Annotated in this window: 17 protein-coding genes; 4 read left to right on the top strand and 13 right to left on the bottom strand. The window is 39.9% G+C overall.

What is annotated here, in order from left to right; all coding sequences use genetic code 11:
• Window positions 1-521: 521 nt before the first annotated feature.
• Both RI844_RS09710 and RI844_RS09705 read right to left on the bottom strand, forming a co-directional pair.
• The gene (locus RI844_RS09710; protein ID WP_348398249.1) at window positions 522-3,341 is read right to left on the bottom strand and encodes an Ig-like domain-containing protein; all 2,820 of its coding nucleotides are present in this window, start codon (window positions 3,339-3,341) and stop codon (window positions 522-524) included.
• A 501-nt stretch (window positions 3,342-3,842) separates the two neighbouring features.
• A complete protein-coding gene (locus RI844_RS09705; RefSeq protein ID WP_348398248.1) occupies window positions 3,843-6,629 on the bottom strand; it encodes a hypothetical protein in 2,787 nt (928 codons plus the stop codon).
• A 220-nt stretch (window positions 6,630-6,849) separates the two neighbouring features.
• On the opposite strand from RI844_RS09705, the gene RI844_RS09700 reads away from it, so the two are divergent.
• Both RI844_RS09700 and RI844_RS09695 read left to right on the top strand, forming a co-directional pair.
• The gene (locus RI844_RS09700) at window positions 6,850-8,685 is read left to right on the top strand and encodes an alpha-L-fucosidase (RefSeq protein ID WP_348398247.1); all 1,836 of its coding nucleotides are present in this window, start codon (window positions 6,850-6,852) and stop codon (window positions 8,683-8,685) included.
• Between the two features lie 238 nt (window positions 8,686-8,923).
• Window positions 8,924-9,835, top strand: coding sequence for a GntR family transcriptional regulator (locus RI844_RS09695; protein WP_348398246.1), 912 nt, complete (start codon window positions 8,924-8,926; stop codon window positions 9,833-9,835).
• A 99-nt stretch (window positions 9,836-9,934) separates the two neighbouring features.
• Here the strand turns inward: RI844_RS09695 and RI844_RS09690 are convergent, their stop codons facing one another.
• From RI844_RS09690 to RI844_RS09640, 11 genes are all read right to left on the bottom strand, one after another.
• On the bottom strand, window positions 9,935-10,288 hold the full coding sequence (locus RI844_RS09690) for an L-rhamnose mutarotase (RefSeq protein ID WP_348398245.1): 354 nt from the start codon (window positions 10,286-10,288) through the stop codon (window positions 9,935-9,937).
• Window positions 10,289-10,309: 21 nt separating this feature from the next.
• Window positions 10,310-11,251 carry a sugar kinase gene (locus RI844_RS09685; protein WP_348398244.1) on the bottom strand — a complete coding sequence of 314 codons (942 nt, stop codon included), beginning with the start codon at window positions 11,249-11,251 and terminating at the stop codon, window positions 10,310-10,312.
• The gene (eda, locus tag RI844_RS09680) at window positions 11,248-11,898 is read right to left on the bottom strand and encodes a bifunctional 4-hydroxy-2-oxoglutarate aldolase/2-dehydro-3-deoxy-phosphogluconate aldolase (protein WP_348398243.1); all 651 of its coding nucleotides are present in this window, start codon (window positions 11,896-11,898) and stop codon (window positions 11,248-11,250) included. The genes RI844_RS09685 and eda overlap by 4 nt, the downstream gene beginning before the upstream one ends.
• The gene (locus tag RI844_RS09675) at window positions 11,892-13,364 is read right to left on the bottom strand and encodes a mannitol dehydrogenase family protein (RefSeq protein ID WP_348398242.1); all 1,473 of its coding nucleotides are present in this window, start codon (window positions 13,362-13,364) and stop codon (window positions 11,892-11,894) included. The genes eda and RI844_RS09675 overlap by 7 nt, the downstream gene beginning before the upstream one ends.
• A gap of 22 nt (window positions 13,365-13,386) precedes the next feature.
• Window positions 13,387-14,901, bottom strand: a complete 1,515-nt coding sequence (locus tag RI844_RS09670) for a UxaA family hydrolase (protein WP_348398241.1) — start codon at window positions 14,899-14,901, stop codon at window positions 13,387-13,389.
• A 75-nt stretch (window positions 14,902-14,976) separates the two neighbouring features.
• On the bottom strand, window positions 14,977-15,807 hold the full coding sequence (locus tag RI844_RS09665) for an amidohydrolase family protein (RefSeq protein WP_348398240.1): 831 nt from the start codon (window positions 15,805-15,807) through the stop codon (window positions 14,977-14,979).
• 32 nt (window positions 15,808-15,839) lie between these two features.
• Complete coding sequence (locus RI844_RS09660) at window positions 15,840-16,856, bottom strand: zinc-binding alcohol dehydrogenase family protein (protein ID WP_348398239.1); 1,017 nt, start codon at window positions 16,854-16,856, stop codon at window positions 15,840-15,842.
• Between the two features lie 360 nt (window positions 16,857-17,216).
• Window positions 17,217-18,479, bottom strand: a complete 1,263-nt coding sequence (locus RI844_RS09655; RefSeq protein ID WP_348398238.1) for a malic enzyme-like NAD(P)-binding protein — start codon at window positions 18,477-18,479, stop codon at window positions 17,217-17,219.
• Window positions 18,480-18,659: 180 nt separating this feature from the next.
• Complete coding sequence (locus RI844_RS09650; RefSeq protein ID WP_348398237.1) at window positions 18,660-20,177, bottom strand: sulfatase-like hydrolase/transferase; 1,518 nt, start codon at window positions 20,175-20,177, stop codon at window positions 18,660-18,662.
• A gap of 225 nt (window positions 20,178-20,402) precedes the next feature.
• Window positions 20,403-21,785, bottom strand: a complete 1,383-nt coding sequence (fucP, locus tag RI844_RS09645) for an L-fucose:H+ symporter permease (protein ID WP_348398337.1) — start codon at window positions 21,783-21,785, stop codon at window positions 20,403-20,405.
• Between the two features lie 315 nt (window positions 21,786-22,100).
• The gene (locus tag RI844_RS09640) at window positions 22,101-22,364 is read right to left on the bottom strand and encodes a hypothetical protein (protein ID WP_348398236.1); all 264 of its coding nucleotides are present in this window, start codon (window positions 22,362-22,364) and stop codon (window positions 22,101-22,103) included.
• A 94-nt stretch (window positions 22,365-22,458) separates the two neighbouring features.
• On the opposite strand from RI844_RS09640, the gene RI844_RS09635 reads away from it, so the two are divergent.
• The gene (locus RI844_RS09635; protein WP_348398235.1) at window positions 22,459-23,334 is read left to right on the top strand and encodes a DNA ligase; all 876 of its coding nucleotides are present in this window, start codon (window positions 22,459-22,461) and stop codon (window positions 23,332-23,334) included.
• Between the two features lie 59 nt (window positions 23,335-23,393).
• Complete coding sequence (locus tag RI844_RS09630) at window positions 23,394-24,005, top strand: LysE family translocator (RefSeq protein ID WP_348398234.1); 612 nt, start codon at window positions 23,394-23,396, stop codon at window positions 24,003-24,005.
• Window positions 24,006-24,010 lie beyond the last annotated feature (5 nt).

Raw genomic sequence — 24,010 nt, 5'->3', positions numbered from 1 at the left:
CTTATCTTTAGCTACGTTTAATACCATTATGCATAAGAAGTGAGCCGCTCAGCTATGCTAAAAGCGTTCTAGGCAAGGCCTCATTTTGTAGTGTAGTTATTCCTCGGCTCTAGCTCCATGCTTCGTCCTAACTTCTGCGTCCATGCTGTAGACATTAAAAATATTTAACATGGCTTAAAACTCTTCTAAAATAGGCCTTTGGGTGATTATCAAACCTACGATAATCACCCAAATTTAAAGGAGATATTTAAACATGTATGTAGGTCATTAGAGCAATTCTGGAGCAATTGTTTTAATAACTACCTGCCTCGAATTTTGATTGTTCTGGTACGTTTGATAAGCACTGAGATGACTATATAGTTATGCAGATTGGTTTTATGAAGACTAGCGTTGTCCCTTCTAAACCTATACAGGAATCTCCACTAGAACACATCAAGCACTGAAACGTGCACATAAAAAAGGGGATCTTGATGATCCCCTTGGTTCACTTTGTAGCTACGGCTTATGCCGTAATGACAATTTTACTTTTGCTTTCTTCTACGTAGTGACACTAAACCTAACATGGCGAATAATGCGGCAGAGAATGAACCGGCATCATTGGCTCGAACATCAGAGTCTTCAACAGTTACCTCTAAGGTCGCTGTTGAAACTGCACCGTTTGCATCGGTTGCTGTTATGGTTACATTAATAGGCTCATTTTGTGATGTAATATCTGTTGAAAGCGGTGTAGTAACATCTGCTTTAAGCGGTGTGCCCGATAACTTGCCATCTGCACTTAACTTCAACCAGTGTGGACCGTTAACTTTGGCAAAGGTAAAGCTGTCGCCATCAGCATCGGTAACTTGATCGCTAATGCTTGCTGAATACTCGACATTACGTGAAGCTGGAGCGAGTACTATAGTCGAGTTAGCAAAAACAGGTGCTTTGTTAATGGCAATCGCTAGCGATACTTGTGCTGACGCACCTTTAGTATCAGTGACACCAAGGACTAAAGCATCGGTAGCAGAATCATTGCTAGGTGTACCGTTTAGCTCATTATCTTCATTGATAGATAACCAACCTGGACCACTTACTATACTAATGGTAAGTTCGTCGCCATCGGCGTCGCTAACTAAATCAGCAAGACTTAAGCTGAAACTTTCACCGGCATTGAACTGTGCTAAGGCAATACTTGCAAATGCTGGAGAGTTATTGAATTCGGCTAACAAACCTGGGTCTTCAACTTCACCATTCGTCTCACCATCGGCGTCATAATCACCACCATCAAGGATTGAAAGCTGAATACAATTACCTGCGGTTAAATTATCTTCATAAGCCTCAGACAATGGTGCAGGACAATTCCCCTCAATGTCTTTAGGTGCTGAAGAAATTGAGTTGTCAAAATCACTTTCAAATGGTTGCCACCCTTTAGATGGTGTGTATTTACGGTATTCAGTTTTGTCAGTAATAACTACTTCATCGGCTAATTTGTAAACTACAGTAGCCACACCACCGTCATCTAAGCCGCTAACTCTGAAGTTAATCATTTCAGCGCCAGCAATAGCCGCATAACCATCATCTACGGTATTGGATACGGGTAATCCATTAATATCAACTGCAAACTCTGTTAATGCAGCAGAGCTTATCAACGCCGAATCTGTTAACAGACCATTCGCAGCCCGACCAATGCTACCGACTGATAATTGACCTTCAGTTACTTGTAGTGCGTATTTATCGTCTGCTACCGGTAATAGCGTTGTATCCGGCTCATCATCGAGATAATCAACAATGCCGTCGCCGTCACTATCAATGTAGCCTTCTTCACTGTCTGCTATAGTATCTTTATCGGTGTCTAAATCTGCTGATAATTCGGGTAATTCTGCAGCTACAACAAATTCAACTTCTAATGAGCCGCTCAATGCTGGATCGGTATCAGTCTCTGTCGCATCTACAGTTAAGCTATAAGCACCCATTAATAACACTGGATCAATTTCGAGTGTGTTACCACTGGCGTTAAAGGCGGAATCGCTACCACTAAAGGCAACCGTGTTAGCATCTTCATTAAGATCTGTAACCGTAGCAGTAACGGTGACAAGGCCAGCATTCGCATCTATATAACTGACAATCTGTGAAGATGTACTGTCAATCGTACTTAATACTTTACCATCTTGGCTGAACGTAAGTTCAACATCCGGCGCAACATTGCCAGAAATAACGGTTAACATCACCGAAGCGTCTTCTGGTAGTTGTGCATTGTCAGCGCTGTCAATTGTTAATGTAGCGCTGCTGGCACCTGCGGCATCAGCTAGAATATTTACATCAATCGTTTGTGGGTTAGCATCATTAAAGACTAATGTATCACTTGCCGGCGTCGCCGCATCACCGATTAGGCTGTAATAAACATTTACTGGGTATGTCACTGCTGGACCTGAAAGCTCAACGCTTACCGGAATGACACTTCCTGAAGCCACCTGCTGATCAGCGGCTAATGACAATATCATCGGCTTAATATGTACAGTAACGTCTTTACTTGCACTGTTGTCTGATGTGTCTGTAGCTGTCATGGTGATAATGTGTTCACCGGAAATAACATTAGTACTCGCCTCGGTATCACCGTCAACGGCAGTAATGGTTGCGTTAATTACACCGTCCACATTATCATTGGCAGTAACATTAACTAAACTGCTTAGCTCAGTTAATGTGCCTGTTGCGTCAATTGCAATTGTTGGAATATCATCAAAGACTGGTGCCTCCTCATCAGCAGGACCCGCATCTTTAGTGACAATTGTTAATTTCGGGCGGAGTGCTTCATCCCCTGCATCACTGGAGTGGTATTTGACAGCTCTGGCGTCTGCATGCGCTATATTTACTAGGAAAGTATGGAGACCATTGCCGGTAATGCCGCTGGTTACATCAAAATCAACCGGAGTGCCAACGACAATATCCGTCAGACTGGTAATTGTAGGACCTGCTGCTGCAAGTAAGTCGTCATCATTCAAGTCAGTAAGTGTAGTTTCGTTCCAGGGAACACCAGTAATAGCAGCAATAAAGGTATCAGGTATAGTATTAGCTATCTCGTAGGTGCCCGCTTTAATGCCTTGAGCGGTCAAGGTTAAGGTTGCTGTCTCAATAATATGACCATCAGGTATAGTTACATCAAACTCGACAAAGGCACGCATTTTTCCGGTGTCAATTCGAAATGTGGTTGTAGTACCATAGTTACTCCCCGAACCAGCATTACTTCCATTGGTCCAAGTATCTTGAGCTGCTTCTAATGGCCCAATGGTATCTGCCAGTGCTACTTGGGTAAAGCTGGCTAAAATTGCCGCTGCGACTAATGATTTATAATGTTGTGTTTTCATGTATCCCCTCACTTGAAATTTTGTCTCTTACGGCATTGATGCTCAATACCTGTAAAGTAAACTGCTGTTAAATTCTTGAAAACCTGTTGTATTTAATATTTTAATCTTGCTAATAAATCAGCTAATTAAAACGTCAACTTAACTTTTGTTGTTTTTTATAGTTAATGTTCATTTGAGGTTAGCTTTTTCATTTTAACTTGTCAAGAGCTTTGTAAGGAACTCGTCAAGAAGTGTAAAGGGTTTGTAAAGAGGGTTTTGCTCTTGTTGTTCTATTTCAACGGTTTTTAGCGCTTTTATTTGTTATGTTTTATGCATTATTAAATAAATATAGGGTTATATTTTTGTGTGTATTATAGTTTATGTTCACTGTTTGTGTTCGGAATTAATGTAAAAGGGAAGATTCAAGCTATGTTTAGCCTTACCATTATAGGTAAGGCTAATAGGCGAAACTTGAGGTGTTTGAAGGTTTTTCTACCAAGATAAAATCAAAGCGATGCAATTTTAATGCTTGTTGTTTACCTTATTGGGTTTAATTGATCGGTTCAAGTTTACACATAACTTGATGAATAACAGCAGAAACAAGCTAAATGATAAGCTACCACCACTATCGTTTTCCTCGCTTGGTGGAGCATTATTGCCTGGCGTTGACGTTTGTATATCAGTTGATTTTGTCGAATCAAGTGGGAAAGCATCGTCAGTATCGGCAACATTGTCGCCATCATCATCGAGATCAGCATTGTTACCAATACCGTCATTATCTGTATCAACACTTTCACTGGCATCAAGTGGGAAAGCATCGTCAGTATCGGCAACATTGTCACCATCATCATCGAGATCAGCATTATTGCCTATACCATCATTGTCGGTATCGAGGCTTTCGCTGGCATCGAGTGGGAAGGCATCGTTATTGTTTAATACTGAATCACCATCGATGTCATCATCAAGATCGTCAACAATACCATCACCGTCCAAATCACCAGCAGTGCTTGCCTTGGTACTAAATTGCCAAACGTCACCTGTTATGAGCTGCGTTGTAGTTTGTGCATCGACTCGCCAATAATATGTCTCGTCGGCGTTTAGATCGCTTAACGGTAATACATTAGTGCTTGCTGTTGCTTGTAAAGACAATTGACTGGCGCTGCTGCCCAAATAAACTTTATATGAGCTTGCTTGATACGCAGGACGCCAAACAAGAACAGGACTTACTGGCATGGCTTTACTATTCGTGGCCGGGATCGGATCTGCGGCTTGGGCTTTTCTTTGTCCGGCATACCAGAAGTTGGTCAAGTTATTATTATAAGCACCTGAATAGGCTGCACTGCTAAATCCGGGTATATCGCTGTCGTTAATGATATCACCGGCATTTAACGTTGATGTTGGTTTTGGTCGAAAATCAAAGCCGGCAGGATTTGTTAATTCGCTTGCAACGCTTGTGCCTTGTTCGTTACCGTTAAAATTGTGGCCCAGGGCAACCCAAGCTGGAATGGCAGCATCAGCTTTTCGTTCACTGGAAATTTGATCGCCAGCATTATTGATCACCTTACTGCCAACATTGGCACCACCGATCACACCATTTACGTCTGAGTCATCAAGGATAATTAATTCCGTTTTAGCAGAGTCAAGGTTATCAAAAACCGTATTATGATAGATACGTTGATTTTCACCTTTAACCATAATGCCATTGGTATTGTAAACCACATTGTGGGTCATAACGCCATCACTGCCGTAAGATGTGGGTGGTATCGGCGCATCAAAACGTACACCGTATTTTGGCGAGTCGTGCAGCCAGTTATGGCTGATCACAGAATTTTTTTGAGCCTTAACTCTAACCTGGATCATTGCGCCATCACTTTGGGCAAAACCGGTATTTGAGATGTGATTAAACTCGGCAATGATATTACCTTCAGGAGCGCCAGTATGCTTGCCCGGAAGACTGGCACCGCCACTTAATCCTGTTGTCGCTAACGTTTCTGAAGTGCCTGCCCGATAAACTGTGTTGTATTTAAAGCTAAGGTCGTTACCCGCGAATACCAGCGCCGCACTTGGCGCATAAGACTCTGTTGCTGCCCAATCAATATTGGTGAATGATGAATTTTCGACTATTGAACCATTACCTTTTAACTGAAACGCCTGACTATCGCTATGGTTCATAGAGATATTGCGTAAGGTATGGTTAGATGCTCTGTCTTGACGAGAGATGATCCTCAGCATACTAGGTTTTTCATTGACTTTGCCCAGAGCTCGTCGGGCAGAGCCACTGTATTCAAACGTGCTGTCAGTAATGGTGATGTTCTCGCACTCAACACACTGAAACGTTGTGGCAAAAAAGTTGACATTTTTTAGGGTAACATGCTCCCACCTGGCCACTTTAAATGCATAGGCCTGATTTTTGGCTCGCATTGCCATGGTAGGCGCACCTGTATCGGAATAGATATAAGCTTTTTTGGTTGTTACATCGAAAAACCATTCATCATTATTATCGAGAAACTCTTTCTTGTTTTGCACAAAATAGTATAAATGTTTTTCATTTCTAAACTGAGGTGTGGTTTGATAGCTAAAGCTTGACTCGCCAGCAATGTGGCTGGTAACCAATCGGGTCCAGCTGTCAAAACTACCAGAATTAGTAACCAGAACCGCACCGTTTAAACTTATGCTATTAATGCTACTATCATTGGCTAAGGCATCATCAATCGTGGTGCCATTACTATTGCCTGTTTCATTCGCATGGGCCCAACTGTCTCGCTGATAAACTGAGGTTACCGAGCCTTTGCTTTCACCAAAGCGGGCGTTAGGCCAGCGGGCGTTCATTTTTTCCTGCCATTGACCATTTTCCTGACTGAATAGCTGCCAGATATCTTCACCAATATATGTGCTGTATATATTTGTACTATCGGCGACCCATGGATTTAATACTTCAATGGAACCATCGAAGGTGACCAGTTCATTGTTATATGCTTCAATTACCACAGGCTTGTCTGCACTGGCAATAATATTGTTTCTATTCGTTAACAGCTTATATTCACCGCCTCGCAATTGAATGGTATAAGCTTGTCTTAATGCTTCACTAATTCCCGAGTTATAATTTAATTCGGCATAGTCGAGTGCAAAGTCAATGGTTTTAAATGGCAAATCAAAGCTACCATCTCTACCTGTTGTTGTATCTTCACCGTTAACAGGATCGACAAAAACTTTAGCCGAGTCAGCAGCGATTGCTGCACCGTTTAAAAGGTTAAGTAATAAGAGCAAGCAACACTGAGGTAACCATCTATTTGAAGCAGTTTTTATCATTTGATGATCCTTAATAAATACTTCGGTGATTTTTATAGGTTATGTACAAGCTATCAGTTTTTCCTGCAACGATCAAATTAATTAACTATTGAAAATACCTGACTGACAGCTGAGGTTAGTAATTTTCTATCAAGCATATATGTTAATTTAATATTGTAATCTGTGTATATTGGCTATAAAGTGCATTTTATGAAATTTATTTAAATAGGTAATAATTATTATGGTGCGGTTTTTAAAATATCTCATACTACTTTGTACTGTGGCGATGACTTCAACATCAACGTTGGCGAAAAATAGCAAGATTACAACACAAGTAGAGAATGAGTCTGCCATTGAAAGGTGGCAAGCAATGCGCTTTGGTTTATTCATTCATTTTGGTGCTTATGCCAATCTTGCTGGTGTTTGGCAAGGAAAACAAATTGAGAAATTAGGGGAGCAAATTCAACGCCATGCTGATATCTCGCAGCAAGATTACCAAAAAGTGGTGCAACAATTTAACCCGAGTAATTTTGATGCTGACGCTGTGGTAAAACTGGCTAAGCAAGCAGGCATGCGCTATATCGTACTAACCACCAAGCATCATGATGGTTTTGCGATGTTTGAATCCAAACATACTGATTTTGATATTGTCGATTACACCCTATATAAAAAAGATTTACTAAAACAGCTTAGTGAAGCTACCAAACGTCATGGTTTGAAGCTTGGTGTGTATTACTCAACGCCTGACTGGCACTTTAACGGCCCAAATCCAGAGCGTAATCCAGTGGATGGAAAAATCAGCGTCTTTGGCAAAGTATCAAAAGCGAATGAAGACTTTCAAGTTGCGCAGCTGGAAGAGTTGATGAGCAATTACGGTGAAATTGTTGAAGTGTTTTTCGATATGGGGGAGCCTACTCAGGCGCAAAGTAAACGGTTCCGCGATACGGTGAAAAAATATCAGCCTGATGCATTAATTAATGGACGTGTGATGAATAATCAAGGTGATTTTTTAACTATGCCAGATAACCATGTGCCAGACTCGCCAATTACCGAATACCCCTGGGAAACTCCTGGAACGTTTTATCATACCTGGGGGTATAAATCTTGGGTTAAAGGCTTACCCTTAGATGAACAAATAGCTGTTCAAATTCGTAAATTGTCGGATATTGCCAGTATGGGCGGCAACTTTTTATTAAATATTGGCCCGAAAGGCGATGGTAGTATTTTACCCTATGAAAAAAATGTACTTGTTGGCGTAGGTAAGTGGCTTGAAAAAAATAACGAAGCAATTTTTGATACTGGCTTGAATCCATTTCTTAAATTAGCTTGGGGACAGGTGTCGACCGGTAAAAATGCCCTGTATTTGCATGTTCATCAATGGCCAGAAGATAATAAATTGGTATTACCTGGGTTAGTGAACAGCGTACAAAAAGCCACGCCGTTAACAGAGGCTGATAATCAATTAGTGGTAAACCAGCTTGATGGTGACACCGTGATTGACCTAGCATCGGTGAAAAAAGATCCGAACCTAACCATTATAAAATTAAGTTATAACGGTACGCTGTCGATTGTGCCTAAGCATAGTACAGCCGATCAAAACGGCATTATCAGCTTAGCCGGTGAGCAAGCAACTATACACGGCAAATTTGGCAAAGAAAGCTATCGTTCTATGTTGAAGGATTTTTCACGTAGCTGGTATATTGACGTGCCAAAAGTAGGTAGTTATAAAGTTAAAATAAATTATAAGATGAGATATAAAGAGAAAGATTTTATCTTAGTAAGTCACTCAGATGAATTAACTTTTAACCTTAAGGGTAAAGGTCAAAACGTTGAAACCAATCAATCTTTTGATGGCAATGAACAAGCAGTTAAAGTCAGCAAAACGACAGGTAAGTACGTGCAGGCTGTTGTAGGGGAGTTGCAGTTTAAAAAGGCTGGAATACAAAAAATTGAACTCAAACAAGGACAGGCATTTGAATTAAAAGCCAGTACGATTGAATTCAAAGCTCAAGACCAACGTTATAGAACGATGAATATCGAAATTGATTCGATCGAATTAGTATTACCTACCCTTTAGCACAATCAGCGAAATCAAAAATAATTAAAGACTTTAACTTTCCGTTAAAGTCTTTTTTGAATTACTCTTCACACCATCAAGTAATAAATACACGAAAGAAACATTTCGTTGTCTTTATAGTAATAAAAACATAATTTTTATGTGGAATTATAATTTATTCCTTATTACTATAAATAAACATCACATTCAGATATACTAAATTTAGGTACACTAAATTATTATAAAAAGGAAAGTCAACGTGAGTGTTCAAAGTCACCTTATCCAAGAAACAGTAAATGGCATATTAGCAACTTTGGTTGACTTTGCTGAAGGCAGTAGCGTTTTTTTAAAAGATAATACCTTGGCGAAAAAGCTCAACGTTAGTCGAACTACGATTCGAACCGCGTTACTCGAGCTGGAAAAGAAAGGCATTGTTTCGATTGATGGTTCACAAAAACAGGTATTAAGAGCGTCGCAAGCAAGTGACTACTTTGATACCAGTAATAGTGTGTCATCAAAAGAAGAAATTATTGAAAAATACTTTCTCGATCTGATTCATCATGGCAAGCTTTTGCCTGGAGACAAATTCTCCGAACTTGAACTCGCTAAATCATCGGGGTGTAACACCATAACCGTAAGAGAGTTCTTGATTAAGTTTTCACGTTTTGGCTTGATTGATAAAAACCCTAGAGCTAAATGGCAAATGGTTGAATTTGATGAAAAATTCGCTCTTGAGCTGATAGAGTTCAGACGTATTCTGGAAATGAGTTCAATTACCAAATTACTGGCAACTCCGAAAGATGATGGAGTTTGGCAAGAATTATCGACACTACTAGACCAACATAACGAGGTTCTCGCTGATGTGGAAAACCGTTATACCGAGTTGAGTGAGCTAGACAGAAAATTCCATTATATTGTACAACGAGCTTCTGAAAATCGATTTTTTATGCAGTTCTTCGATGTAGTATCATTGATTTGTCATTACCATTATCAATGGAATAAAGGCGATGAATTTGAACGTAATGTTGTGGCCCTGAAAGAGCACGTAGAAATAATTACACAGTTGCTTGCCCACAATACTTCAGGTGTTTTAACTGCTATGGAAACACATTTAAATTCAGCGAAGAGAACCTTGTTGCGTTCTGCCCATGGTTTGGAAGAAGTCGCTTAAATAAGCTGAATCTAAGTTAAATGTTATAATAAATGCGAGCTTTCTATTTGAAAGCTCGCATTTTTTTTGGAGGGGAGATATTTATTATTGCTTAGTGCGTTAAGGTTGCTCAGTCAGTTTGAAAATTTCTTCCATTGGCAGCCATTTTTCGCCATCTTTGGCCCAAGGTAGCGCTTGTTGGAATTGCCACATCAACGTTTCCCACTTTTGCACTTCTGGGCTTTGTGCGTCGGATTTGGCCTTGGCAATAGGATCGAATGAATCATCCACTTCCATGATCATGAACAAACGGTTTTCAATTAAATATATTTCCATTTCGACAATACCGGCATCTCTGATGCTTTTGGCGACTGCCGGAAAACCATTGCCGGGTTTATGATAATGCTTATATTGTTCAATAAGCTCAGGGTTATTTTTTAAATCGGTTGCCAAACAGTGACGTGTGGTGTTCATCTTGTTTTCCTTTATCAAAACTTAAATAGGAAAGTCGGTTAATTGTTGACTAAAGGCTTGCCTGCTTACGATAGCACCTTTGTGTTGTATTACACATGCGGATACTTTCGAAGCAAATACCGCTGCTTGCGTTACGCTTCGGCCGATAAGTCTGGCACTTAGGTAGCCACCGTTAAACGCATCACCGGCAGAAGTGGTATCAACTACTGTTTTTACCGGATCTACATCAATATAGCTACGTTCGCCATTAACACTGACCAGCATACCTTGTGCGCCGTTTTTAATGATGATTTCGCTTACGCCAATTTGTTCGAGGAAATCCGCGACATCTTCGGCATTTTTGGCATCATATAAGACTATATGATCATCAACACCTGGCAGGGCAATATCGGCTAAAGCAAAAGCTTCGGCGTATGCTTCCCTAGTTTCTTCTAATGACGACCAAAGCGTAGGGCGATAATTTGGATCGAAAACAATTTTTGTACCAGCTTGTTTAAGTTCGCTAATATATTGCCACAATTGCTGACGATCATCACTTGATAAAATGGCAATCGAGATACCGGAGAAAAAGAAAATATCGGTACCTTTAAGACGTTCGCTGCCACCATCGTTGGCCAAAAACTTAACCACCTGTTTAGCCGCGGAAGTATCACGCCAGTAAGTAAAGCTGCGCTCACCTTCATCGTCAACATTGATTAAATATAAACCCATGCTGGCTGTTGATGATTGATAAACTAAACTGGCATCAACACTCTCTTGCACCATCATGCCAATCATTTCGCTACTGATTTCGTCATTGCCAACGGCACTTAAAAACTGAACATCGGCTAAATCTTTTACGCAGCGTTTGATGTAGATGCCGGTATTGAATACATCACCGGCATAGTTTTTTTTGTATAAATTGGTTTCACCTGCACCGCCAAATTCGACCATGCATTCGCCCATCAGTACGATTTTACTCATGCGCATTTATCCAATAATTTGATCTGGGCAATTGCTTGTGCACTTAATTGGGTGATCTGATCCCAGTCTTTACTAGCAACAATGTCTTTAGGCACCATCCAAGAGCCGCCCACGGCAAAGATACTATTTACAGCAAAGTAGTCAGCCATATTTGCCAGGCTAACTCCGCCGGTAGGGCAAAATTTTACTTGGCTAAATACACTTGATAATGCTTTGATAGTATTTACCCCACCATATTGTGCAGCCGGAAAAAATTTCACTTCTTTTACACCTAGTTCAAGTGCTTGGGTGAGCTCTGAAGGAGAAACCACACCTGGTAACATCGGCAAACCAGTCTCTAACATACTATTAGCAAGAGTTTTGGTTAACGAGGGGCTTACCAAAAATTGTGCGCCTGCAGCTACAGAATCTTTTACTTGTTGTGGGTTAGTTAACGTACCTACACCAACGGTCATTTCCGGTACTTGTTCACTCACCGCACGAATGCAATCTAGTGCGACTGGCGAGCGTAGTACTATCTCTGCGCAAGTGATACCACCTTTAAACAACGCGCGGCTAACATTTACTGCATCATCAACACTTTCCATGTGCAATACTGGTAAAATAGGGCTGCTTTTTACTAATTCAGAAAAACTTGCAGTTAACATAATGTCTCCACGATTGTACTTATTTGACGTACTTCACCAATACGTAAGGCATTTAAACTTTCAATTAATTGGCTTTTTATCTGTGAATCATTTTTTAACTCTGTGCCAAATATAGACTCTATTTTCAAGAAAGCATTAACAATCTCGGTTGTATCATTCCCTTGCAGTGCTGGTATTTGGGCAAAATCGGCGGCAAGAGGATCAACAATTTCATCGCCATTTTTTAAGGCACGACAAATAAACTCGAACCAACAGGCTAAAGATAAACAAAGTAGTTTGTTCGAACGACCTAGTGCCAAGTTATCTTGAATAATTGGCAAGATGCGCATTTGTAATTTTTGTGAACCATCCCAGGCAATTTGCGCCAATAAATGGCGAATTTCAGGGTTCAAGAAACGTTCAATAATTTCTTTACTGTAACTTTGCACATCAAGCTCTTTTGGTGGCACAAAAGAACCAATAACTTCGCTTTCAGCGAGTTTGCAAATAAAGTCATAAAACGCACTATCGCTCGTAACGTCATAAACGGTTTCAAAACCTGCCAATGAACCGGCGTAGGCCAACGTTGAGTGTAAACAGTTTAACAGGCGTAATTTTGCCTTTTCAAAACCATCAACATCAGAGGTAAATACTACACCAACTTTATCCCAGGCAGGGCGCTCTCCCTGCCAGTTATCTTCAATAACCCATTGGGTGAATTGTTCGCGTTGAATTGGCCACTCATCTCTGGCGCCAATAGCAGCTGATACAGCATCTACTGTGTAATCTTCGGTTTTCGGCGTAATGCTATCAACCATCGAATTAGGAAACGCGACGTTGACTTCAATCCACGCGGCCAAATCTTTATCTAATGCGCTGGCGTAATCAATCACTGCACGACGTAATTTATCGCCATTACCTGAAACGTTATCACAGCTAAGGACATTAAAAGGCGCAATACCATTAATTTTGCGTTGCCCCAATGCTTGCACGATATAGCCTATAGCACTTATTGGCTGACTACGATCTCGTAAATCTCTAACAATGTCTGGATGGCTTAAATCTAAATGGCCACTGGCATCAAGGCAATAGCCTTTTTCAGTGATGGTTAAAGACACTAGTTTTGTTGTTGCAGCGGTTAATCGGGCCATTACTTCTTTGGCTTGATCTTTTGCCACTAATACTTCTTTCATTGCGCCAATAATTTGATAATTGATTTTTTTATCAAGAATGGCCAGCGTATATAAGTTATCTTGTTTGGCTAATACGTCACGGGCTGTGGCACTACGCAGCGATACGCCACAAATACCCCAGTTACCACCGGCTAAATTCATCGCATTTTCTGTATAAACCGCTTGGTGGGCCCGATGAAAAGCGCCAGGACCTAAATGTACGATACCTATTTCAGTATTTTCGCGATCATAGGTTGGCGTAATAATAGCTGAATTTTCAGCTACATTTGCTATTGTTTTATTGGTTAATTTCATAACTATTTACAGCACACCCTGATTATAGGGTAACGCCGCCTTTCCAAATTGAGATTTCTTTAAATTGATTAAGTTCGTTTTTAGTCGCCTTACCAGAAGCGATCTCCAGTAATAACTGGAAGAATTCTTCAGTACACTCGTCTTGAGTTTTATCAAGACGTAGCAATTGTCCGGCATCATAATCAATCCAATGCTTTTTACGGGTCGCCAAGTTGCTGTTTGAGGCAATTTTAACTGTAGGCACCGGCACACCTAATGGCGTACCACGACCTGTGGTGAACAACACCATGTTTGCGCCACTAGCAGCAAGAGCTGTAGAAGATACGGCATCGTTTCCCGGACCTTGTAATAAGGTGATACCATTTTTTGCTAGCGCTTTTTCGCCATAGTTAATCACGGCTTGTACTGGGGCATTGCCACCTTTTTGAATAGCGCCAAGAGACTTATCTTCAAGGGTGGTTAAACCACCGTCTTTATTACCCGGTGACGGGTTTTCATAAACAGGCTGGTTATTGTCGATGAAGTATTGTTTAAAACCGTCAACCAACTTAACAATGTCTCCATACACTTGTTCGTTGGCGGCATTATTCATTAATACCTGCTCGGCACCGAACATTTCCGGGGTTTCCGTTAAAATCACCGTTGCGCCGTAGTTTGCCATTTTTTCACTAATGCGACCAAGTAACGGGTTAGCTGTTAAGCCACTTAAACCATCAGAGCCGCCACATTTCATTCCTACGGTCAGTTTAGATACTGGGCAAGAAACTCGCTCATCACTGTCCATTTTGGCCAGAAGTTTTTCAATATGACGCATGCCTTCTTCTTCTTCATCATCAACTTGTTGCGCATTAAAGTATGAGATGCGATCGCTTATTGATGTTGGTAATTCTTCGATTAAGGCAGATAATTGGTTATTTTCACAACCTAGGCCTAAAAATAATACCGCTCCGGCATTAGGGTTAGTTGCAAGCGATGCAAGCAAATTTTTGGTTTGTGCAAGATCATCGCCTAATTGCGAACATCCAAATGGGTGTGTTACAGCAAGGAAGTCATCAATGCGATCGCCATATAAGGCTTTACTTTGACGAACCAATGATTGTGCCAAATGGTTAACACAACCAACGCTGTTGATGATCCATAATTCATTACGAATTCCAACTAGGCCATTATTTCGGGGATATCCCATAAAAGTAGGCATGTCGTTTGTGACTATTTTCTGCTGATGTGTTGATGGTTGATAAAGGTAATTACTGTCATCACTGAGCAGGGTTTTTAAATTATGGCTGTGGATCCAGTCACCAGCTTTAGTATCGCAGGTTGTGTAGCCAATTGAGTAACCGTATTTGATAATCTCTTGCCCTTGCGATAATGTGCTTAAGGCAATTTTATGACCACGTCCAATATCTTCATTTAATTGCAAATTAACGTTGTTAACGTTAATGGTTGTACCTTTGGCCAAGTCTTTCAAAGCAACAGCGACATTGTCGTTGTTATGCACTTGGATGTAGGATTTCACTGCTGCTTGTTCTAAGCTCATTATGTTGGATCTCTTACGGTTAATTCTGGTTATTTACTGCTGGATTTAGAAAGTCGGCAAAGTTCAAAGCAATTCTTAAACTTGGTAAAAAACCCGAGCATTATTGCCTAAAATAGCTTCTTTTGCGGTCGGCACATATTGTTCGATAAAATCTACTACCAACTGCTTGATGATGTTGTATTCCCCGGCTACTAAAGATACGGGCCAGTCAGAGCCAAACATTATGCGATTGGCGCCAAACAAATTAAACACAGTTTGCATATAAGGGCTTATTTCATCGAAGGTCCATTGCTGCCAGTCTGCCTCTGTAACCATACCCGATAATTTACAGTAACAGTTTGGATTTTTAGCAAGATCTTGCATACCTTGTTGCCATTGCTCAAAGTTTTCACCGGTTTTAATGTTCGGCTTAGCTATATGATCAATTACGACATGTAATTGTGGAACATGCGCAAGCATTTCAATAGCAGCTGGTAACTGATGGGCAAAGATCAGCAAGTCATAGCGATAACCTTTTTCAGCCAGTATTTTCAAACCGCGAATAAAGTCAGGATTACGCATGAATTCTGGATCAGTTTCCCCTTGAATAACATGGCGAAATCCAACCAATTTTTTGTGACTGTTCAATTCATCTAGTTGTTTTATCAAATTGTCACTTTTTAAATCAATCCAGCCGACAACACCTTTGATAAGTTCTGTTTGGCTAGCAAGTTCTAGTAGCCATAAGGTTTCTTCCATTGATTGTCGGGCTTGTACTGCAATACTGCTGGAGAAGCCATTTTTGTATAAGGTTTGTTCGAGCTGGTTCAACAGGAAGTCTTTTTTCAAGACTGCCATGGAATCATCTATCCAGTCATATTCAACGGGGTCAAACGCCCATAAATGATGATGTGCATCTATATACATGCCAAACTCCTAATCTCAGCCATGGTCACAAGCTAGTTAATTTCAATAACTGCTTTTACTACACCCGTTTCCGGCTTTACCCATTCAGGGAAAACTTCTGGAAATGCATCGAAGTCAGTTTTATGAGTTACCATGCAAGTTGATTTTGCAGAGCCATTACTTAGGCAAGCAACTACATGCTCAAAGTCTTCTTTAGTGGCATTACGACTGCCTTTCAATGTTGTTTCGCGTTTATGAAACTCAGGGTCGTTAAAGCTAATATCAGCGTTAACTACACTTACAAATACTAAGGTTCCGCCGTGAGCTAACCAGCCAAATGTTGACTCCATAGCTTTCGGGTTACCAGTACAGTCAATAATAACTGTTGGATATTCGCCACCAGTTAATGTTTCTAGTTGTGCTTTAACATCACCTTTACAATCAACTACCGCATCAATATTCATTTCGCGTTTAGCAAATGACAAACGGCCATCATTGACATCGGCTATGAAGGTTTTAGCGCCTGTTATTTTGGCAAACTGAGCTGCACCAAGACCGATTGGACCTGCACCTAACACCATTACAGTGTCATCTTTGGAAATATTGCCACGACGCACCGCGTGGGCGCCAATAGCTAAACATTCAACCACAGCTAATTGATCAAAAGGTACACCTTCAGTTATTACTACATGCGAAGCAGGCAAGCATAAATATTCACACATACCTCCATCACGGTGTACACCAATAACTTCAATATTGGTACAACAGTTAGTTTTTCCTGCGCGACAGGCTACACATATACCACACTCTAAGTATGGAATAACATAGGCTGGTTTGCCTACAGGCAGTTCTACACCTTCACCTGTATCGACAATTTCACCGGATAACTCATGACCAAGTACGCGTGGGTAACTGAAAAATGGTTGGTTTCCCCCATATGCGTGAATGTCTGTTCCACATACTCCAATAGCTCGAATTTTAAGCAATACTTCACCTGCTTTGGGTTGTGGTTTTTCGCTTTTTAAAAATTTAAGTTCACCGGGTTGTTGGCAAACGATTGACTTCATCATATTTTATCTTCCATATATTATTAATAGCTGGGTTGAATTTTATACTTTTACAGCTAATTTAATGTACTTTAATAATAATATACACATCATTCTTGTATTTGAAAAGCTATTTTTTAAATTTGTTTTTTTTAGTGATACTGCTATGTGCGGGCTATTTAAAGAAAAATTTATTTACTTTATGATTTTAGAGGGATTTTAAGAAAGTTGAAGTGTTGTTCTTATTGTGTTTTTTATATTTTATATGGTGAGTTCTTATATGAAAAAGAATGATGCAGCCGCCTTGATAAAAATTAATTTAAATTTAGGGCGAAAATCTCTGCTTAATAACAAAAAAATTATTCGCCCTTTAAATGATTTGGTTTAGGTTATTTCTGTAATTAGTGAATTGTGATAATTACTAGGGTAGGGCAGTCCGGCAACACCAGAATCTATCGCTGCCTGAGCTACTGCACTGGCAATACTGCTGCATAACCTTGGATCCATTGGTTTTGGTATAATGTATTCTCTACCAAATACCAGTTCATCATCACCACTAGCTGCTAACACCTCTGCTGGAACTGATTCTCTTGCTAATTGGCTAATAGCGTTAACAGCAGCAATTTTCATTTCATCGTTTATAACTCTCGCTCTGACATCTAATGCACCACGAAAAATGAATGGGAAGCACAGTACATTGTTGACCTGATTTGGATAGTCAGAGCGACCGGTCGCGATAATTAAGTCATCACGTGTCGCTAAAGCAAGTTCCGGTTTAATTTCTGGATCTGGATTTGAGCAAGCAAAAATGATTGGTTTGTCAGCCATGGTATTTAACAGTTCAGGTGACAGTAGGTTAGGGCCTGACACCCCCACGAAAACGTCAGCGCCATCTATTGCATCACTAAGAGTTCGTTTATCGGTATTGTTGGCGAATAATTTTTTGTATTCGTTTAAATCATCTCTGCGGGTATGAATAACGCCCTTAGTGTCTAGCATATAAATTTTTTCACGTTGGACACCGCATTTTATCAGTAATTCCATGCATGCTATTGCTGCAGCCCCGGCACCTAAACAAACAATTTTTGCCTGTGCAATGTCTTTCCCCTGAATCTCCAAGGCATTAATTAGTCCGGCTGCAGTAACAATTGCTGTACCATGTTGATCATCATGAAACACTGGAATTTTACAGCGTTCGATCAAGGCTTTTTCAATGGCAAAACACTCTGGCGCCTTAATATCTTCTAAGTTAATACCGCCAAAGCTATCGGCGATATTTGCTACTGTGTTAATAAATTCATCGGTGGTTTTATGTTTGACTTCGATATCGAATGAATCAATATTGGCAAATCGTTTAAATAGTAGAGCTTTACCTTCCATCACTGGCTTTGATGCCATAGGCCCGAGATTGCCAAGTCCCAATACAGCACTACCGTTACTGATCACTGCAACAGTATTGCCTTTGCTGGTATATTTATAGACATCATCTGGGTTTTGAGCGATTTCTCTGCAAGGCTCGGCAACTCCTGGACTATAAGCAAGCGCTAGATCCCGACTGGTTTCTGCTGGGGTGGTTATAGCGATAGCAATTTTTCCAGGGGTAGGGCTGGCATGATAGTCGAGCGCTTGTTGGCGTAAATCTTTCATTTTTTTGTCCAAGGTAATTTAATGATAAATTAGAGAATTAAAAAAAGCCGTGAATAAAGCATTTAAAATACTTTATTCAGACTTTAATGTGGTGTGATGTTATCTATAACTTAGCCATTACTAAGTTTGATAATTCTGGCTAAAACTTGCAGGTTGGTATGTGTTATTAGTTAACTTCGATTAATGCACATTTAACACTTGCGGTTGACCTATAGCGTCTTTTTGAAAACTTGCTCTTATTTTTCCAGTAAACGGTTGGTAACTGTTGGCTGGATCATCATTTGTTAGCGGGTCACCAACTTCAACTTTCAACAGATCCAATTCGGCCGTTAGTTGTTCGATAATTTTATCGCTACCTGGTTGTGTTGAAATATCAGTCATTTCCCAAGGATCATTTTTCAGATCAAACAATACATTCTTTTTCAATAATGGGTAGTAAACCAATTTGTATCTGTGACTACGAGCCATGCGTTGAAAATGACGATAGCTGCCATAAATATAATCATTCATCACATCCTTCTCACCATTAATAATTGGTAGCACACTAGGTCCTTGTACCGAATCAGGCACTTCAATACCCGCTAATTCTGCTGTGGTCGCAAAGATACTATTTAGATAAAACATACCTTTTGCTCGAGCATTTTGAGGTATGCCTTTGCCAACCATAATAAATGGTGCACGAATGCTGTGATCATAAACACTTTGTTTGCCAGCCAAACCATGCTTACCAACTGCTAAACCGTGATCAGATGTAAAAATGATGTAGGTGTTTTTAGCATAAGGTGAAGCATCCAAGGTATCAAGAATCCTGCCTATTTGATGATCCATATGCTCAACCATCGCGTAATATTCACCAATAAACTCTTTGGTTTGTTGCTCTGTACGAGGGAAGGTCATTAATGCTTCGTCGCGAATATTATAGTCACCAGAGTCAATTTCAGGCATAGGTCTAAAGTTTGGTGGTAAAGAAATACTCTCCGCTGGATATTTATCAACATAAGACTGCGGTGACTGGCGCGGATCATGCGGGGCGGTAAATGCCACATACATTAGAAACGGTTTGTCATTTCTTGCTTCTTTTCCTTTGATATAGTCAATCGCTGCATCGGCAAACGCTTCACTGGTGTGCTGATTTTTTTGTTCTTTTTTCCATTTTATTTTTTCACCAAAGTCAGTTAACCAAGGCTGCCATTGTCCACCTTTGCTGATAGGAGCCATGCCACCTTCGTGTACTGCTCGACCGATATCAAATGAACGCTTTAGCGCGTCATCACCAACGTGCCATTTTCCGGTAACGAATGTTTCATAACCTGATTTTCTAAATGTTTCGCCCATTAGCGGGTGACTGGTTTTATTCGACTTTGGTGAAAAGCCGGTTAAATGCAGGTTACGGCCGGTATTTATCATTTGTCTGCTTGGCGCGCACACAGCACCCGACCATGAGCCCTGATTAAATACATGAGTGAATGCCATGCCTGTTTCGGCTAAGCGATCAATATTTGGCGTGTGAATTGCGTCATTGCCTAGAGCATGAATGGTATCGATAGATTGATCATCTGTAATAATTAGCAAAACATTTGGTCTTTCTGCCTCACTCGCTATTGCAGCTGTTATCAAAGCACAATAAATTCCGCATGCTACTACAACTAAGTGTTTTATTGCTTTGTGAACAATACTACCTATTGAGAAATGCTTCATAATAAACCTTATTTTTTATAATATGATGTGGTTATTATATATAAAAGCCATCATTATGCAAGAGCATAAGTTATTATTTCGTAAAAAATTACAAAAAAATAATTTTTTGAGATGATTCACTAGGGTGAGGGCTAAGAATAACTAGAGGTTGAATGAGCGAAGGTAATTATATTTACCTTTGCTCATTCGATTGGGAGAAGTTTATAACAAGGTGATTAGCGCTTGTTAGGCTTTATGAATGTTATGTGCGCGGTAACCATAGATTGCAATAACGACAAAGCAAATTAATGGTAATACAAATGATGTTTGTACCGCTGGAATGTTTCCTAGTATAGAGCCTGCATCAATCATTGAACCTTGCATTGGCGGCATTAAGGCACCACCTACTATTGCCATTACCAAACCTGCAGAAGCTAGCGAAGCATCATCACCGGTATCTTTTAATGCAATACCGTAGATAGTTGGAAACATTAATGACATACACGCTGAAATAGCAACTAAACAATAAAGTCCGGTTAAGCCGCCAATAAAGATAACGCCAAGTGATAAAAGAATACCTCCAGTTGCTAAAAACATTAATAGCTGACCAGGACGAACAAAGCCCAGTAAGAAGGTACAAATAAATCTACTCGCAAGTAACAGGCCCATAGCAACCATGTTGTACTGTTGCGCTTCAGCGGCCGATAAACCAACAGAGGTCATGCCGTAATGAATTACAAATGTCCAACACATGATTTGCGCACCAACGTAAAATGCTTGGGCGATCACGCCTTCACGGTAACGAGCATTGGCAAGTAATCGTTTAAAGGTATCTTTTAAAACACCTGTAGTAAGCGGCTTATCATGGCTGATGGTATCGGGCAGTTTAGAGAACAAGAAGAACAGAAATAGAATGGCAACAACTGAAGCTATCGCAATATATGGACCACGTACGGTGGCTAAGTCTGCGGCTTGCATCGCTTGATGAGCAATCGGCTCGTTTACAGCAAACTGGCTTAATGCTTCAGTGATTTTTCCATCGGCAACCGATGGTAATAAGTCAGCATATTCTGGGTGAGCAGCTTTCTCGGCAGCACGAAACTCTTCTACTTTTAATTCACTTAAAATGTAGTTCGAAGCAACCATCATCCCAGTCAATGAGCCTATTGGGTTAAACGCCTGAGCGAAATTTAAACGTTGCGTAGAGGTTTCTGGTGCGCCCATAGATAACACGTAAGGATTAGCTGTAGTTTCTAATAAAGCTAAACCACAAGTTAATACACACAATGCGAGCAAGAAGAAATTAAATTCGGCATACATACTGGCCGGCAAAAATAACACCGCGCCAATGGCATAAAGTGCTAAACCTAAAAGAATTCCCGCTTTATAAGAATACTTGCGAATGAAAATTGCTGCCGGTATCGCCATAATGCCGTATCCCAAATAAAAGGCAAACTGCACCATTGAGCTTTGTGCGTTGGTGATTAAGAAAATATCTTTAAAGGCTTTTACTAATGGGTTAGTAATGTCGTTAGCAAATCCCCAAAGTGGGAATAATGCCGCCACCATCATAAATGGTATTAAATACTGTTTAGAAATTATTGCTGGTTTACTTGTTGAATCAGTCATTGAAGCACTGTTCTCAGTTTGCTTAACTGCGGTTGTCATAGTGTGAACTTCCGTCATTGTATAATTGTAATTTTGTTTATGGCTAGTTTTTTACTTAAAAATTCAAATTTTGCTGAATATAGACATATTCGGAAAAATTCAACTCAAAGTGTTTATTATAAATAATTGCCATACAGACGATAAGCTTTAAACGATTAGTTGTCAAATAATATGCTGGCCTTATTACTTTTTTATTACACAAAACCAACAATAACTTTAACTAAAATAAGTTTCGCATTTTAAATTTTATCAATGAAAACAACTGCTCGGTTGGTATTAATTACCTTGGCGTTTCTTTAATCGTTTCTTTAACTTCTTTTTTTCAGCCTTTGATAATTTATTATTTTTGCATTGCCACCACAGCTTCTTAGCCTTCTTTTCTTTTACTTTTAGTTTCTCCCCTTGCTTGACGTTATACCCAGCCCGTAGTTTGCTTTGCACTATTTTAAGATCTTCAAGTAATGGGCTGCAGTTGGGTTTAGATATTGCTGAAGGTGAAATGAAAAATATTGAAATGATTAAAATTTGATAGTTGAACATAAAAACACTCCTTGTTTTATTCATACATTACTATAGTTCAAAAAACGCACTATACTTAGTTCGAAACGGACACAAACTAGAAAAAGGATTTTCTATGAAAACGTTAACTATTACCGCTACTTTATTTTTTACCTCGTTACTGACCTTTGTCGTACTTCCCATATATGCTTTTGAACATTCACCTGTTCGAAGCCAAGCTCCTGCGCTGCAACACAGTAAGGTTTATTCCGCAGACACCAATATAAATATTAGCGAGTATTACGTGAGTGAGAAGCTTGATGGTGTACGTGGTTATTGGGATGGGGATAAGTTGATGTCAAGAAATGGCAATGTTTTTGCTGCGCCCGCTTGGTTTACCAAAGATTTTCCACCGTTCAACTTAGATGGTGAACTTTGGATGGGCAGAGGAAAGTTTTCTGAAGTGTTAAGCGTGGTTTCTCGTGACCAGCCTCATATTGGTTGGCAAAAGGTACGGTTTATGATTTTTGATTTACCAGAGCAGCAAGGAAATTTTGCCAACCGAGTTACGGCCATGAGGCAACTAATTGCAAACAGTAATTCTCAATATTTACAGATGATCCAACAAATTAAAATATCAACCGATGATAGGCTTATTAAGCTACTTGAGAAGATTATTAAACTTGGCGGCGAGGGATTAATGCTGCATCGGGAAACTGCCCATTATCATATTGGTAAAACCAATAATTTGTTAAAGCTTAAAACCTATCAAGACAGTGAAGCGCAAGTAATTGCTCACACTATTGGCAAGGGGAAATACCAAGGCCTTTTAGGGGCACTTATTGTGCGTAACAAAAATGGCATTATATTTAAAGTTGGTAGCGGATTTAGTGATAAAGAAAGAGCAATGCCACCACCAATTGGCTCGATAATTACTTATAAGTACTGGGGGGTAACCAGTAAGGGTAAGCCCAGGTTTGCAAGCTTTTTGCGAATGAGAAAATCTTTATAAGACGAAGGTGACATTTTATGTTTATATAGGCGTTTAAAGTAATTAAGTTTTGAGTTTTTATGACAATAGAATTGTGGTTATCATTAGTTGTTATTTGTATGCTGGGTGCTCTTTCACCGGGCCCTTCATTAGCTGTGGTTGTTAAAAACACTATTGATGGTGGCAAGCAAGCCGGTCTTACGACTGCAATTAGCCATGGAATTGCCATTGGTTTATATGCGTTAATTGTTGTTACTGGCATTGGTTTAGTGATCGTTCAATCACCAGTCTTATTTGAATTTATCCGCTATAGTGGCGCTGCTTTTTTAATTTACTTGGCTTATAACGCTTTAAAAAGCAGTGGCAGTAATATTGATTTAACGAAGACTAAAGTCGACCAGGTAAAAGTAGTCAATGGTTGGCGCGATGGTTTTATGATTGCGTTTTTAAACCCTAAAATAGCGTTGTTTTTTATTGCTTTATTTAGTCAATTTGTCGATGCTAACGCCAGTATTCAAGAAAATGTAATTATGGTTTGTACCGTCGGTATTATCGACACCATTTGGTATTGTCTGGTGGCTATGGGATTATCAAGAGGGCCGGTGCTTAATAAATTAAAAAGTAAAAGTGCAGCCATCGATAAAATAACAGGCGTAGTGCTAATTTTATTAGCTGTTCGAGTAGTTATGTAAAAAAC

Source organism: Thalassotalea fonticola (genome assembly GCF_032911225.1).
Classification (GTDB): Bacteria; Pseudomonadota; Gammaproteobacteria; order Enterobacterales; family Alteromonadaceae; genus Thalassotalea_A; species Thalassotalea_A fonticola.
The sequence above is the reverse complement of the archived record's forward strand: the minus strand, read 5'-3'. Positions and strand labels throughout refer to the sequence as shown.